The 14,354-nt window shown below is 65.5% G+C and carries 14 protein-coding genes and 1 pseudogene; 3 read left to right on the plus strand and 12 right to left on the minus strand.

The features are described 5' to 3' along the window. Nucleotides 1–73: 73 nt before the first annotated feature. The 4 genes from AC1DS6_RS15685 to AC1DS6_RS15700 are packed head-to-tail and all read right to left on the minus strand — an operon-like array spanning nucleotide 74 to nucleotide 4,377. Complete coding sequence (locus tag AC1DS6_RS15685) at nucleotides 74–940, minus strand: carbohydrate ABC transporter permease (protein ID WP_441627548.1); 867 nt, start codon at nucleotides 938–940, stop codon at nucleotides 74–76. Between the two features lies 1 nt (nucleotide 941). Next, nucleotides 942–1,874, minus strand: coding sequence for a carbohydrate ABC transporter permease (locus AC1DS6_RS15690; RefSeq protein ID WP_441627550.1), 933 nt, complete (start codon nucleotides 1,872–1,874; stop codon nucleotides 942–944). Continuing rightward, on the minus strand, nucleotides 1,871–2,914 hold the full coding sequence (locus AC1DS6_RS15695; protein ID WP_477102684.1) for an ABC transporter ATP-binding protein: 1,044 nt from the start codon (nucleotides 2,912–2,914) through the stop codon (nucleotides 1,871–1,873). Before AC1DS6_RS15695 ends, AC1DS6_RS15690 begins: the two co-directional genes overlap by 4 nt. Before the next feature lie 53 nt (nucleotides 2,915–2,967). Beyond that, nucleotides 2,968–4,377, minus strand: a complete 1,410-nt coding sequence (locus AC1DS6_RS15700; protein WP_477102685.1) for an ABC transporter substrate-binding protein — start codon at nucleotides 4,375–4,377, stop codon at nucleotides 2,968–2,970. A 310-nt stretch (nucleotides 4,378–4,687) separates the two neighbouring features. On the opposite strand from AC1DS6_RS15700, the gene AC1DS6_RS15705 reads away from it, so the two are divergent. After that, nucleotides 4,688–5,890: a glycine C-acetyltransferase gene (locus tag AC1DS6_RS15705; protein ID WP_441627556.1), complete on the plus strand. Its 1,203-nt coding sequence runs from the start codon at nucleotides 4,688–4,690 to the stop codon at nucleotides 5,888–5,890. A 21-nt stretch (nucleotides 5,891–5,911) separates the two neighbouring features. Continuing rightward, on the plus strand, nucleotides 5,912–6,967 hold the full coding sequence (gene tdh / locus AC1DS6_RS15710) for an L-threonine 3-dehydrogenase (RefSeq protein WP_441627558.1): 1,056 nt from the start codon (nucleotides 5,912–5,914) through the stop codon (nucleotides 6,965–6,967). Nucleotides 6,968–7,022: 55 nt separating this feature from the next. Here the strand turns inward: tdh and AC1DS6_RS15715 are convergent, their stop codons facing one another. After that, the gene (locus AC1DS6_RS15715) at nucleotides 7,023–7,460 is read right to left on the minus strand and encodes a universal stress protein (protein ID WP_441627560.1); all 438 of its coding nucleotides are present in this window, start codon (nucleotides 7,458–7,460) and stop codon (nucleotides 7,023–7,025) included. Nucleotides 7,461–7,744: 284 nt separating this feature from the next. Here AC1DS6_RS15715 and AC1DS6_RS15720 point away from each other — a divergent pair, with 284 nt between their 5' ends. Next, on the plus strand, nucleotides 7,745–8,887 hold the full coding sequence (locus AC1DS6_RS15720) for a Leu/Phe/Val dehydrogenase (RefSeq protein WP_441627562.1): 1,143 nt from the start codon (nucleotides 7,745–7,747) through the stop codon (nucleotides 8,885–8,887). 130 nt (nucleotides 8,888–9,017) lie between these two features. On the opposite strand, the gene yfiB is transcribed toward AC1DS6_RS15720, so the two are convergent. The 7 genes and pseudogenes from yfiB to AC1DS6_RS15755 all read right to left on the minus strand — a co-directional run bounded on the left by yfiB (nucleotide 9,018) and on the right by AC1DS6_RS15755 (nucleotide 14,341). Continuing rightward, nucleotides 9,018–9,488, minus strand: a complete 471-nt coding sequence (gene yfiB / locus AC1DS6_RS15725) for an outer membrane lipoprotein YfiB (protein ID WP_441627564.1) — start codon at nucleotides 9,486–9,488, stop codon at nucleotides 9,018–9,020. Between the two features lie 90 nt (nucleotides 9,489–9,578). Continuing rightward, nucleotides 9,579–10,853, minus strand: a complete 1,275-nt coding sequence (gene dgcN / locus AC1DS6_RS15730; RefSeq protein ID WP_441627566.1) for a diguanylate cyclase DgcN/YfiN — start codon at nucleotides 10,851–10,853, stop codon at nucleotides 9,579–9,581. After that, nucleotides 10,850–11,425 (minus strand): regulatory sequestration protein YfiR, encoded by a 576-nt coding sequence (gene yfiR, locus AC1DS6_RS15735; protein WP_276291033.1) that lies wholly within the window; start codon nucleotides 11,423–11,425, stop codon nucleotides 10,850–10,852. Before yfiR ends, dgcN begins: the two co-directional genes overlap by 4 nt. Nucleotides 11,426–11,794: 369 nt before the next feature. Further along, nucleotides 11,795–11,917, minus strand: a pseudogene (locus AC1DS6_RS15740) (Fic family protein); the annotation flags it as partial. Between the two features lie 195 nt (nucleotides 11,918–12,112). After that, nucleotides 12,113–13,018, minus strand: a complete 906-nt coding sequence (locus tag AC1DS6_RS15745) for an ATP adenylyltransferase family protein (protein WP_477102686.1) — start codon at nucleotides 13,016–13,018, stop codon at nucleotides 12,113–12,115. A gap of 175 nt (nucleotides 13,019–13,193) precedes the next feature. After that, nucleotides 13,194–13,574 carry a DUF427 domain-containing protein gene (locus AC1DS6_RS15750; protein WP_441627572.1) on the minus strand — a complete coding sequence of 127 codons (381 nt, stop codon included), beginning with the start codon at nucleotides 13,572–13,574 and terminating at the stop codon, nucleotides 13,194–13,196. A 68-nt stretch (nucleotides 13,575–13,642) separates the two neighbouring features. Further along, entirely contained in the window at nucleotides 13,643–14,341 is a 699-nt protein-coding gene (locus AC1DS6_RS15755) for an aspartate/glutamate racemase family protein (RefSeq protein WP_477102687.1), read from the minus strand. Nucleotides 14,342–14,354: the final 13 nt, after the last annotated feature.

Genomic DNA, 14,354 nt, shown 5'->3' on the forward strand with positions numbered 1-14,354 from the left:
TCGACACTGCCCGGCTTCTCGAAGCGCAAAGGCTGCGCATCGGGCGCTCGGCACCGCCCACCGCCAAGCCCGTTCACTTCACCGCGCCCACGGTAAAGCCCGCGACAAAGCGGTCGACGAACAGGTTGTAGAGCACCGCCACCGGCACGCTGACGACCAGGCAGGCGCCCATCAGGGAGCCCCAGAAATAGACGTCCCCGCGCACCAGGAAGGTCGGCACGCCAACGCTGACGGTGTACTGCGACGAACTGGTGATAAAGGTGAGGGCATAGACGAATTCCTGCATCACCAGCGTCAGCGTGAATATGACCACCGTCAGGATGCCGGCCGACGACAGCGGCACCACCACCTTCAGGAAGGCGCCGAAGCGGCTCAGCCCGTCCATCATCGCCGCCTCTTCGATATCGCGCGGCACCGCCTTGAAGAAACCCATCATCAGCCAGGTGCAGAACGGCACCGTGAAACTCGGGTACACCAGCACCAGCGACCACAGCGAATCCTGCAGTCCGAGCGCGCCGATGATGCGGGAGAAGGGAATGAACAGAATGGTGGGCGGGATCAGGTAAGTCAGGAAGATGGCGATCGCCAGTTGCCGTCCGCGGCTGCCTGCCAGCCGGGCCAGGCTGTAGCCGGCGGGCACCGCCAGCAGCAGGGTGATGGCCACCACCATCGCGCCCACCAGCAGCGTATTGGCGATCCAGCGCAGGTACTGGGTCTCCAGGAACAGCACGCGCAGGTTGTCCAGGGTGGGCGGCTGGTTGAACAGGAAGGGGTTGTTGGCGGTGTTGATCAGGTCGTGGACATCCTTGAAGGTGGTGATCAGCATCCAGTAGAAGGGAAAAGCACAGAACCCCGCGAAGACGGCAAGGATGGCGACATGGCCGAAGCGTGCGCCCCAGCGCGCGCCACGGTGCTGCCAGCGATTTGCATCGGCACGCATGTCAGGCTACCTCCGCGCGGTTGGCGACGGTCAGCAGCAGGGCCACCACCGCTACCAGCAGCGGGAACAGGAACAGCGAAATCGCCGCGCCCTCGGCCAGGTCGCCGCCCTGGATGCCGGTGAAAAATGCCAGGCTGGCCAGCACCTGCGTGGTGTCGTAAGGCCCGCCACGCGTCAGCACGAAGATGATGATCATGTCGGTGAGCGTAAACACGATGCCGAACAGAAGCGCCACCAGCATGATCGGCATCACCAGCGGGATATTGATGCGGAACAGGTGGCGCCAGAAACCGGCGCCGTCCATGGCGGCGGCGTCGTGGATATCCTGCGGGATGCCATGCAGGCCGGCCAGGATGATGACCGTGGCCAGCGGCAGCAGGCGCCAGACATCCACCAGGATCACCGACGCCATCGCCAGGTCCGGCTGGCCCAGCCAGACCGGCCAGGTATTCGGGCCGAGCAGGCCGAGCGCGCGCAGCGTCCAGTTGATGATGCTGTAGACCGGATCGAAGATCCACAGCCAGCCGATCGAACCCAGCGAGATCGGCGCCACCCACGGCAGCAGGATCAGCAGCCGCACCAGCCATTTGCCGCGAAAGTCGCGCAGCAGTGCCAACGCCAGGATCTTGGCCAGAATCACCACCAGCGCCTGGGACACCAGCGTGAACACAAGCGCATTGCCGAGCGAGCGCCAGAAGGTGGGGGTCTGCACGATGCGCCGGAAATTCTCCAGGCCAACGAAATGCATGGCGCGGCTGCCCACGGTGATGTCGGACAGGCTGTAGTAGATCGACAGCAGGAAGGGAAAGCCGAGCAGCAGCGCGATGTAGATGAGTGCCGGCGCCAGCATCAGGGCGCCGAGCCAGCGCTCGCCCTCCAGCACATGCCAGCCGCCGGCCTGTGGCGCAAGCGCGGCGGAAGACCGGGCGCTCATGCGGGCCTCCCTGACGGCGCCGCGCTCACGCTGGCGCCGGAACGCGGATCAAAGCGCCTCAGGTCGGCATGCCGCACCACGAACGGGTAGCGCGCACCGGTCTCCAGCGGGAAGGTGACCGTGCAGGGAATCCGCGAGATGACCTTGGCGGGCGGCAGCGGTGGCTCCAGCAAGCCGTACACCAGCCGGTCGGAACCGAGGTTTTCGATGCGGGTGACATGGAACGGAAAGGGTTCCAGCATTTCATCGTCGCCGTAGACACCGCGCGGCAGGAAGTGCTCCGGCCGGAAGCCCGTCACCACCGCATCCGTATCGACCAGGTTCATCGGCGGCGAGCCGATGAACGTGGCCACGAACGTATCGGCCGGGTGCTCGTACACTTGCTGCGGCGTGCCGATCTGGTGCACGCGGCCGTGGTCGAGGATGGCGACCCGGTCGCCCAGCGCCAGCGCCTCGATCTGGTCGTGCGTCACGTAGATCGTGGTGGCCGCCAGGCGCCGCTGCAACTGCTGCAATTCCTCGCGCGCGGAAGTCCTGAGCTTGGCGTCCAGATTGGAGAGCGGCTCGTCCAGCAGGAAGGCCACCGGATCGCGCACCACCGCGCGCGCCAGCGCCACCCGCTGGCGCTCGCCGCCGGAGAGCTGGCGCGGCTTGCGCGCCAGCAGGTGGCCGATGCCGAACAGCGCCGCGGCCCAGTTCACCTTGCGCGCGATCGCCTCGCGCGGCATGCGCTGCGCCTGCAGCGGGAAGGCGATGTTGCCGGCCACGCTCAGGTGCGGATAGAGCGCGTAGCTCTGGAACACCATTGCCATGTTGTGCGCGCGCGGCGGCAGCCCGGTGACGACACGGCCGCCCACCAGGATGTCGCCGGAGGTGGGCGCTTCCAACCCGGCGATCAGGCGCAGCAAGGTGGTCTTGCCCGAGCCAGACGGGCCCAGCAGCACCAGGAACTCGGCCTCGCGCACGGCAAGGCTGATGCCGTCGACGGCGTTGCCGCCGTCGAAGCGCTTGGTGAGCGAGCGGGTCTCCACCGTGGCCATGGCTCATCGGCCCACGCCCGTCCCGACACCGCCGGCCCGGCGGGGGCGGCGGCTCATACCAGCCCTTTTTCCCGCCACTTGGCGAAGATCCGCTTGCAGGTCGCATCCGCGGCGCGGATGGCATTCTCCGGCGTTTCGTCGCCAGTGGCGGCCTTGGCGAACATGGTGTTGAGCACCCATGTATTGAAGATCTCGTCGGTGGCCGCGTTGGCATAGCCAGGGAAGCCGACGTTGGTGGCCTGATTCCTCAGGCTGCCCAGTACTTTGTACTTGTCGCGCGGCCTGGCCTTGGGGTCGTCGGCGATCAGCTTCTGCAGGTCCGGCACCGTGCCCGGGAAGCACGGGAAGTTGTAGAACTCGCTACCAAGGAAGCCCTCGCGGAAGTGGTCGATATAGTCCACCAGGAACTTCCTGGCGCCCGCAATGTTCTCGGCGAACTTCCAGATCACGTAGCAATCCATCACATGCTCCAGGCCGATGCGCCGCACCGGCCCTTGCAAGGCCTGCGTGAGCCAGATGTCCGACGTGACCGGCAGGTTCTTGTTCTCGCCTTCGCGGGTGATGGAAATCGCGTTCAGGCAAAGCGAGATCTTGCCTGCGAGCATGGCTCGGTTATTGGACGACGGGTCCCACGCCAAGACCTCCGCCGTCATGGTTTCCTGGTACAGCGCCTTGACGAACTTGACTGCCTCCAGCGTATTCTTCGAGTTCAGCACCACGGTATGGCGCTCATCCTGCACCGAGCCGCCGAATGCATAGAGGATGGCCCGCATCGCCATCGCGGTGTCGAGTTCCGCGGACAAGCCAATGCCGACCGGAATATTGCGTTTCTGCTTGATCTTCCTGCCCGCTGCAAGGACATCCAGCCAGTTATCGGGCGCGGCCATGCCAACGTCGTCCCAAAGGTCCTTGCGATAGTTGATCGGGTCCGGCACGAAGCTGTCGGAAAAGCCGAAGTACTTCTTCGTCTTCGGGTTATACGTACTCTTGATCGCCAGCTCGACCGGCCTGCCATGCTTGCGCTGGCATTCCTCGTAGATCTCGCGGTGATCGATGACCTGCTCCTCGTACACCGGGGGCGGCGACAGGAACATGAACAGGTCGTGCCCTTTTTGCGCGGAAACCTCGGCCGCGGCCCGCGTGGCCAACGCGGGGATTCCCACGTGATCGACGATGACCTCGGTATCGTTGCGCTGGCCCCATTCCTTCACGTAGGTGTTGTCGAACCACTTGTCGTAGCCCGGTACGAAATGGTTCCACTGGAGGATCTTCAAGGTGTGTTTGGCCGCCCGCGCCCGACGTGGCAGCACAAAGGGGCCAAGGCCCGCAGCGAGCGCGGTTGCCCCGGCGGCCTGAATCAGGCGGCGCCGCCGCGCGTTGTGGCCGATAAGGGTGCCGGTGGATCCGTGCCGGCGCGAATAGACGATTCGCTCGATAGGTGCAATCCGCGTGTCTTCGTTCATGGCCGCCTCCGCAAGCAAGCCGTTAGCCGGCATGCGCGCCGATCGCGGTGGCATGCGCAACCTGACTTAAGAATAGGAGTTGGCGAACCCAAGGAAAAGAGACAAAGGCTTGATTTCATTGGGTTTAGTATCCAGATTCAAGGACTGGCCGGGTCTCTGCCGCATAGCAGCATCGGTAGCCCGCGCCGGCCGCCACTTGCGCAGCGCAGCACAAAACACGCGCATCGCAAACCGGTATTCCTCCGGCTTTCGCCATACCATGGAGGCTGGCGCCAGCCACGCCGCCCAACAACCTAGCCAGGGGCTTCCCATGCGCGACCGCTATCTTTCCCACCTCCGCGATACGCTGGACACCATCCGCGCCGACGGCTTTCACAAAGCCGAACGCGTCATTGCCAGTCCGCAGGCAGCCGACATCCGGCTCGCGGGCGGCGAGCATGTGCTGAACTTCTGCGCCAACAACTACCTGGGCCTGGCCGACGATCGCCGCCTGATCGACGCGGCGCGGCGCGGCCTGGAGCAGGATGGCTTCGGCATGGCGTCGGTGCGCTTCATCTGCGGCACGCAGTCGGTCCACAAAACGCTGGAGGCGGTGCTCGCCAAATTCCTTCACACCGGCGACAGCATCCTGTACTCCAGCTGCTTCGATGCCAACGGCGGGCTGTTCGAGACGCTGCTCGATGACCAGGATGCGGTGATCAGCGACGAACTGAACCATGCCAGCATCATCGACGGCGTGCGACTGTGCAAGGCAAAGCGCTACCGCTACCGCAACAACGATATGGGCGACCTGGAGGCGCGGCTGCGCGAGGCCCATGCCGCCGGCGCGCGCTTCAAGCTGATCGCCACCGACGGCGTGTTCTCGATGGACGGGATCATTGCCGATCTCAAATCCATCTGCGACCTGGCGGACCGCTACGGCGCGCTGGTGATGGTGGATGACTCGCACGCAGTAGGCTTTGTCGGCGAGCACGGGCGCGGCACGCCGGAGCTATGCGGCGTGGAGGGCCGCGTGGACATCATCACCGGTACGCTGGGCAAGGCGCTGGGCGGGGCCTCCGGCGGCTACGTGGCCGCGCACCGGGAAATCGTGGAATTGCTGAGGCAGCGCTCGCGCCCGTATCTCTTTTCCAACTCGCTGGCGCCGAGCATCTGCGCCGCCACGCTGAAGGTGCTGGACCTGCTGGCCAGCGAGGAAGGCGCCGCGCTGCGCGCCCGCGTGCGCGAGAACGGCGAGCATTTTCGCCGCGAGATGACGGCGCTGGGCTTTACGCTGGTGCCTGGCGAGCATCCCATCATCCCGGTGATGCTGGGCGATGCCGCGCTGGCCTCCGGCATGGCGGACGCGTTGCTGGCGGAGCATGTGTATGTGGTCGGGTTCTCCTTCCCGGTGGTGCCCAAGGGCCGGGCGCGGATCCGCACGCAGATGAGTGCCGCGCACACGGCGGAGCAGATCGAGCGGGCCGTTGCCGCGTTTGCAAAGGTCGGCCGCAAGTTCGGCGCCATCGCCTAAGCTTCGTGCAGGAGGCTCCCCATGAAAGCCCTCGCCAAACTTGAACGCGCGCCCGGCCTGACCATGACCGAGGTGCCCGAGCCGGAAGTCGGCCACAACGATGTGATGATCCGCATCCGCCAGACCGCCATCTGCGGCACCGACATCCACATCTGGAAATGGGACGAGTGGGCGCAGAACACCATCCCCGTGCCGATGCAGGTCGGGCATGAGTACGTCGGCGAGATCGTCGCCATCGGGCAGGAGGTACGCGGGCTGGAAATCGGCGACCGCGTGTCCGGCGAAGGGCACATCACCTGCGGCTTTTGCCGCAACTGCCGCGCCGGGCGCCGCCACCTGTGCCGCAATTCGGTGGGCGTGGGCGTGAACCGGCCCGGCGCGTTCGCCGAGTACCTGGTGATTCCGGCCTTTAACGCCTTCCGCATTCCCGACGACATCCCGGACGAGATCGCCGCCATCTTCGATCCTTTCGGCAACGCCACTCATACCGCGCTGTCTTTCAACCTGGTGGGCGAGGACGTGCTGATCACCGGCGCCGGCCCCATCGGCATCATGGCCGCCGCCATCGCGCGCCATGTGGGCGCGCGCAATGTGGTGATCACTGACGTCAACGACTACCGTCTCGCGCTGGCGCGCAGGATGGGCGCCAACCGCGTCGTCAACGTGCAGCACGAGAATCTGAAAGACGTGGCCGCCGAGCTGCATATGACGGAAGGCTTCGATGTGGGCATGGAGATGTCCGGCGTGCCGACCGCCTTCGCCACCATGCTCGAGCACATGAACCACGGCGGCAAGATCGCCATGCTCGGCATTCCGCCGTCGAAGATGGCGATCGACTGGAACCAGGTGATTTTCAAGGGGCTGGAGATCAAGGGGATTTACGGCCGCGAGATGTTCGAGACCTGGTACAAGATGGTCGCCATGCTGCAAAGCGGCCTCGACCTGACGCCCATGATCACCCATCGCTACAGCGTCGGCGACTTCGAAGCCGGTTTTGCCGCCATGCTGTCGGGCAATAGCGGCAAGGTGGTGCTGGACTGGACGGGATCGAGTCAGACGGCCACCGTTCCCGCCTAGAAGAGCGAGAGCGAATGCGCATGCCGGCCCTGTCGGCACCCCCGCTCAAGCGCCGCTAGCGATACACCAGCACTGGGATATTGCTGTGCGTCAGCACCTTGTTGGTCTCGCTGCCGATCAGCACGCCCTGCACGCCGCGGCGCCCGTGCGAGGCCATCACGATCAGGTCGCAGCCCTTGTCCTGGGCAGCCTGGATGATCGCCTGATACGGGTGGTCCTGCATCACGCCAAGGGTCTCGCAAGACACGCCCGCCGCCTCGGCTTCGGCGGCCAGGGTCTTCAAATAGTCCGCCACGTTGCTGGTGGCCTCCCGCTCGAACCGCGCACGGGTATTGGCCAGCATCTCCACCTGGTACGTATAGACATGGAAATCCGGGATCACACGGATCAGAGTGACCCGAGCTCGCGCCTCGCGGGCAAACACCAGCGCCTTCCTGAAAGCGGATTCGGACAGTGGCGAGCCGTCGACGGGTAGCAGCAGATGCTGGAACATGGCTTCCTCCTTGCACGCGAGGGGCGGAGGCCACCGGGTAGATTCCTCCTCGCCCATCGCTCGGGGTTGAGGATTACCTCACTCCAAGTATAGGTGTCGCGGTGCCGCGCACACACCGCCCTCTTCATCCAGCCGCGATTTGCCGGTAAGATCCAGCACCGGTTCCGCGCCAGTGCGCGGCACCAAGCGTTTACCCGAGGCCGGGCAGCCACACAATGGCAGCCCGGCCTTGTCAAGACGGCAGCCGCCCGGCCACCGTCGCCACTGCACCGCCTTGCCACCCAATGCGGCGCACCAGGAAAGCGAAGCTACCCCTTTGCATTCCCAATCTTCATGGAGAAGACGCTTTGACTGAACGCACCACCCCAGAGGCCGCCGGCCGCCTGTTCGGCACCGGCGAAGGCCCGACCCACGAGCGCGTCACGCTCGCCACCGACCCCGAATCCGGCCTGCAGGCCATCATCGCCATCTACAGCACCAGCCTTGGCCCCGCTTTCGGCGGCTGCCGCTACTGGACTTATCCCGCCGAGAGCGATGCCCTGACCGACGCCCTGCGCCTGTCGCAAGGCATGGCCTACAAGAACGCGCTCGCCGACCTGCCCTTCGGCGGCGGCAAGGCCGTCATCCTGCGCACCCCGGCGCAGCATGACCGCGCTCAGCTCTTCCGCGCCTTCGGCCGGCTGGTCGAATCGCTGGACGGCAGCTACATCACTGCCGAGGACGTCGGCACCACGGTGGAAGACATGGTCGCCGCCCGCACGCAGACCCGCTACATCAGCGGCATGCCGCGCGAAGGCACTTTCGGCGGCAACCCCTCGCCCAAGACCGCCTATGGCGTGTTCGTCGGCATCGAAGCCGCCGTGCGCTATGTGCTCGACCGCAACACCCTGCAAGGCGTGACCGTTGCCGTGCAAGGGCTTGGCTCGGTCGGCTGGGACCTGTGCCGCCGGCTGCATGAAGCCGGCGCCAGACTGATCGTGGCCGACATCAACGGCGCCAGGGCGGAGCAAGCGCGCGAGCAGTTTGGCGCGCATGCCGTGCCGACAACCGCCATCACCAGCGTCGCCGCCGATGTTTTCGCGCCCTGCGCGCTCGGTGCCGTGATCACCCCGGCGGTTGCCGAGCAGTGCCAGTTCAAGATCATCGCAGGCGGCGCCAACAACCAGTTGGCCTCGCTGGATGAAGGCGACACCCTGCAGCGCCGCGGCATCTTCTATGCGCCCGATTTCCTGATCAATGCCGGCGGCATCATCAGTTGCGCCCGCGAGTATCTCGGCGGCGCCGATGAAGCCGCGGTGCTGGCCGAGGTGGCCCATATCCGCGAGCGCGTGTTCGAGCTGGCACAGCGCGTGGAGAAGACCGGCCTGGCGCCCGCGCGCGAGGCGGTCAGCTGGGCGCAGGAGAAGCTCGCACGGGGCGTACGCTAGCCTCGCCGTTGCGAGAGTCCGCGCCGGCAGCGGGAGCCGGCGCGGCATCACGGGTCCGGCTCGCGCCGATCGCATGATCAGGCGCGAGGAAAGCTCTCTCTATTTACAAATCGATCGGCTATTCGACCGGCTAATCAATCGTCACCACGATAGCCACCCGCCGATTCTCCGCGCGGCCGGCCGCCGTGCGGTTGTCCGCCACCGGCTTGCTCTTGCCCAGCCCTCGTACCTCGATCTTCTCAGGCAGGAATCCCGCCGTGGCGAACACATTGGCCACCGCCTCCGCACGCCGCACCGACAGTTGCTGGTTATAGTCGGCCGAGCCTGAATCGTCCGTATGGCCATCCAGCCTGACCTGATCGATGCCCGCGCCCGTCAGCGCCAGCCCTATCCGTTGCACGGTCGCTTGCTGGTCGCCGCTGATGACATCCTCGTTCAAGCCGAAGAGAACCTTCTCCGACAAGCCCAGTTCCCAGCCGTTTTCGGTCAGTTTGAAACCCTGCTGCTGCAGCGCGTCGACTTGCGTGGCGGTGAGTGTGGAGACAGGCACGGTCTGGCAGGCGCCCAGGGCAAGCGTCATGGCGATCAGGGCGGCAGCCATGCCCCAGCCTCCGATGCCTCGCAAGTTCGATAACACGATGGATACTCCTGTTTCCGCATCGGCTTCCGCTTCCGCTTCGGTTTTCTTCTTCTATGCCTGTTCGGCTTGCACCGTGACCAGGCGCGGTTCCGCGCTTTGCCAGCGCCCCCCCGATCTGCGCTTGGCCTGATACATGGCTTCGTCCGCGGTCCGCAGCAAGGCGGCGGCCGTTTGCGCGTGCACGGGAAACACGGACAGGCCGATGCTCAGCGACGCGTCGATGCGGGTTCCGCTCGACAGTTGAACCGGATCCCGCATGCGAATCAGGATATGCTCCGCGACCTGGATGATGTCGGCCGGCTTGCGCAGCGCCGTCACCAGCACGGCGAACTCGTCCCCGCCCAGCCGCGCGACCACGTCGCCCTCGCGCACGCAGGAGCGGATGCGCTGCGCAATGTCGAACAGCACTTCGTCCCCCGCGGCGTGGCCGAAGCTGTCATTGATCTCCTTGAACGCGTCGCTATCCAGGTAGAGCACGCCCGCATGCGTCTTCGTGGCGGTGGCAAGGCGCACGGTGCGCTGCAATGCGTCTTCGAATGCCGCCCGGTTGAGCAGGCCGGTCAGGCTATCGTGGCTGGCGCGGTGTGCCAGCGAGCGGTTCTCGTGCTGGAGCTGGTTCTGCCAGGTCTCAAGCTCGTCGAGCAGGCCGTTGAAGTCCTCGCCGAGCGCGTTGAGTTCGGCAATATGGGCCGGGGGCGTACGCCGGTCGAAGGCACGCTCCGAACGCACCGCGTGGGCTACGTGCATCAGGTTGCGCACCGGCTCGATGATGTGGACCAGCATGCGGCTCGACAGATAGTGCGCGCTGACCGCGGTGAGCAGCAGGCAAGCCAGCAAGCCGAGCAGGCCGCTCAGCACGAAGCGCAGCAGGTTGGCGGGATCGCCGGTCAGCCGAACGGTGCCAACCGGCTGCGTTTCATGCAGGATCACCTGTTCCACCGGGCCCAGCGCCATCAGGCGGCTCGCCAGGCGCTGCAGGCCGGAGAACCGCGCGCCTTCCGGGCGCTGCCATTCGGCCAGCAGCCGGTTGTCCCTGTCATAGACGCTGGCCTCGGCCACCTCCGCCGCGGCGATCGCCACCAGTGCCTCGCTAGCGGCCGCCTGGTCGCGGAACACCACCGGCGCCTCCAGCGTATAGGCGACGGAGCGGGCCACCAGGTGCAGGTTGTGGTCGGCATACACGCGCAGCGCCGCCAGTCCGAGCGCGGTCAGCGAGATGCCGGCGGTGCAGACCGCGATCAGCGCCACGCCGAAGTGGATGCGGCGCAGCGTGTTGTACAGCGTCGGGCGCGATACCGCTGCGTCGGGCCGGGATGGCATGGTCATGACGGCGGCCCCCGGCGGCGGCCGAGCTGCAGCACGCCCGGATGGATGTGAATCCCGCTACGGGCAACGGAATCCAGGTTGACGCGGAAGGTAACGCGGCCATCGGCGACGTTGAGGCAGAACATGCTGCCGACCTCGCACTCGAAGTCTTCCTCCGTGATGACGAGGACGGGGCGCCCGCTCAGCTCCGTTGCCACCTTCTTGCGCCTGACATCCGTCATGACGCCCAGATAGACGGAATCGCAGCCCGTGGTCATCCCGGCATCCAGGAGTTCGATGCGCCTGGCTTGCACGGAGCGCCCGGTCGCCAGGATCCCGCCTTCCGAGAGTTTGGCGGCGTAGCGGGCGGATCCGTCTATGCAAAGGCGCAAGACGTCTCGCTCCGAGGGCCAGCGGGCATAGCCGAGCAGGCTGAATACCACCCGTGCCACCGCCTCGGAACGTTGCGGGGCCGTGTCCGCAGCGGTCCCCTGCGACTGCACGCACAGGATGGCGGCAAGCAGGGCCAGCAGGAAACGAGAGGGAGAGAAGCGCCTCCGGCCGGTACAGGGACTGGCCGGGGCGGTAGCCATTTCAAGAGGCAAGAGTTCGGGCCTACCAGGTTGTACTTGTTGGGCACATCGAATCACACTGCAGGCGATACGATCTGACTTGGCCAGCGTCGATACTCAGGGATTCCTGCCCGATGCGGATGCAATCACGGGACAACCTTGCCAGCCCAAACCCTATAACGGCGTTCCCGGATTGATATTTACCTTTATTTTGGCTGTCGAGCGGATGCCGCTCCCTTTGGCCAGGAGCCACGGGAAACGAGACGGGATTGTTTGCGGCACGACAGCAACTGGCAGGCGGAAGCAGGCCCGGGACCAAGCCCCGGCGTTCGATATCCGAATGCCTGTCAATGAAAGCGCTGCCGAGACAACAATTCAGCGTAGCCGTATTCCTGACCTGCACAGGGCCTTGTGAAACATGAACCGGGACAGCCGACCGTTACCATCCATGAACGGGTGAATGAAGACGAATCCGAACGAGGCGATGCTGGCCGCAATGATAGGGTCGACCTGGCACGGGGCATCGTTGACGAAATCCGAGCGTAGCCCAATATTTTATTCAATTGTGCCCAATACACTACCCACGCCGGACTCGGACCCGCTCAGTACGCAAAGTTTTTTTCGGCGCCCCAGGATTTTCTTTAGTCTGCGTTCTGGCGGCACCGCCGTCGAGGCCGCACGTCCTTTGACGCCAGCCAAAAACCACTTTCAAACCAAAGCCGCACCCGCAACCCTCCCCAACATCCCCATCGGCCCAACCCGCTCCACAATTCGCATCTGCGCCCCATCTCGCACAAAAAACGACCCCGCGAACCCCAGCGTATTCACCGAAATTCCCTCCACGCACTCCGCCGACCTGGGCACGAGCAGCATCCCCAACCGCGTGACCAGCAAGTTATACGGCCCCGACGGCTGTAATTCACCGTTGACATCAATCGCCCGCACGCCGACGGCATCGAGCAGCGCCCGGTAACGCGCGAGCGCGATGTCCGCCAGCCCGGGCACGCGCGCGGAGGACAAAGCCAGCGGCGCGAACGCATGCGCAAAAGCCAGCCCAGGCACGATGCCGACCGGGCCATCGATCCGCGCCGAAGCCAGCAAGGGCGCGATTGGCAGCGCCGGGCCATCCGGGCCGAGCGGCAGCGGCACCATCTGCAAGTGCTTGTGGCGCTGGCTTGCGCCGGCAGCCGCTCCCCCGTTGTAGAAACCCACCGCATCGAACTCGGCCATGCATACCAGCAGCGCCTCGAAATCCGCCAGAGCAAGCAGCGCGTCCTGCAATTCGAAACGGCGGGTGACAATGAGCAGGTGATGATCGATGACGTTGAACTTGTTCAGCAGCGCCACGTGGGTGTCCGAGATATCGGCGACGAACAGGTCCGGATCGTAAGGAAGGAACGGGTTGACCGCCGCGCTGGCGTCGCGTTGCCGGGCCTTGTCCTGATCCTTGCGCGCGAGGCTGGAGACCTCCCGCACCAGGAAGCGTACGCCACCATCCTCGATGACCGCCTGGATGGTCTCGATCGGACGCAGCGCCCCGCAACGCAGGGCGTGCGCCGTCTGGCGCAGGATGGCCGGCCACAGCGTGCCGGGCTGGAAAGATCGATCAGGCATGATCTGGACGACAGGATGCAGTGACTATAGTCATAGCCGGCCTCGCCGGCCAATCCCATCCCGCAGCCGCGCAATGCGCCGGAAGTGACGCCCATGGCGCGCGGCGGGCATCTTGCCTCAGCGAAAATCAGGGATGACTGACAATGGCGCGACGCCGGGCGCCAGGCCCGGTGCGCTAGCTTGCCCGCTCCTCGATTGCGTCGACGCGGCCCGGATAGAAAGCCAGGTGATCCCCGATCGCCGCAACGGCGGGATATGGCGCCTCATAGGTCCACACCGCATTGACCGACCGCTCGCCGCCCGAGGGGATACTGTAGTAGGCGCAGTCGCCTTTGTACGGGCAGTAGGTGGCGTGGCCGGTGCGGGCAAGCCGCGACATGTCGACGTCCTTGCGCGGGATGTATTGCACTGCGGGATACGATGCCTCTTGCAGCGTCAGGGCTTCGCGCGTGTCGGCGATCACGACGCCGCCGATGGACACCACGACGCGCGACGGGTTGGCCTCGATCGTGATCGGATGATCGGGTCCAGGGATCTTGATCGGCTTGCTGGTCATGGCCAGGCCTCTTCCGGGGAATCGCCAGACCGCCAATACTACGCCCGAAGCAGCAACGCCGCCGGGCGTCAATGTGCGCCATGCACCGCCCGGCGCAGCGCCGCCCGCGCCAGCAAGCGCGTGGAATCCAGCGTAGGCAGCGGCGAATTGGCGTCATTCACGATCAGCGGGATTTCCGTGCAGCCAAGCACCACGGCGTCGCATCCCTGCCCCTTCATCCGCTCGATGACTTGCTGGAAGTAAGCGAGCGCTTCCGGCGTGGCGATGCCGCCAACCAGTTCATCCATGATGATGCGGTTGATCTCGTCGCGCTCGGCGTGGTCCGGCCGCACGAACCCGAGGCCACGCGCGCCGAGCTTCTCGGGGTACACCTCGCTGTCGACAAGCCAGCGCGTGCCGGTCACGCCAAGGCGGGTGAAGCCGCGCTGCACCGCGCTGTCGGCGACTGCCTCGGCAATATGCAGCCACGGCAGCGGCGAACGCGGCAGCAAGTAAGGCAACGCCTGGTGGATGGTGTTGTCGGGGCAAATCAGGAAATCGGCACCCATGCCGGCAAGCTTTCCGGCGGAGGTAAGCATCAACTCACCTACCGCTTCCCAGTCGCCGCGATCGAGGCACCTGACATACTCGGCGAGCGAAGGCGTGTGCATCGATATCTCGGGATGCGCATGCGCCCCCAGCAGGCGGCTGCCTTCCATGCAGATGGTGCGATAGCAAAGCGCCGCGCCTTCGGCGGAGCAGGCAACGATGCCAATGTGGCCAGGCATTGGGGGATCCCGT

The sequence above is a fragment of the Cupriavidus sp. 05L310 genome (assembly GCF_056398185.1).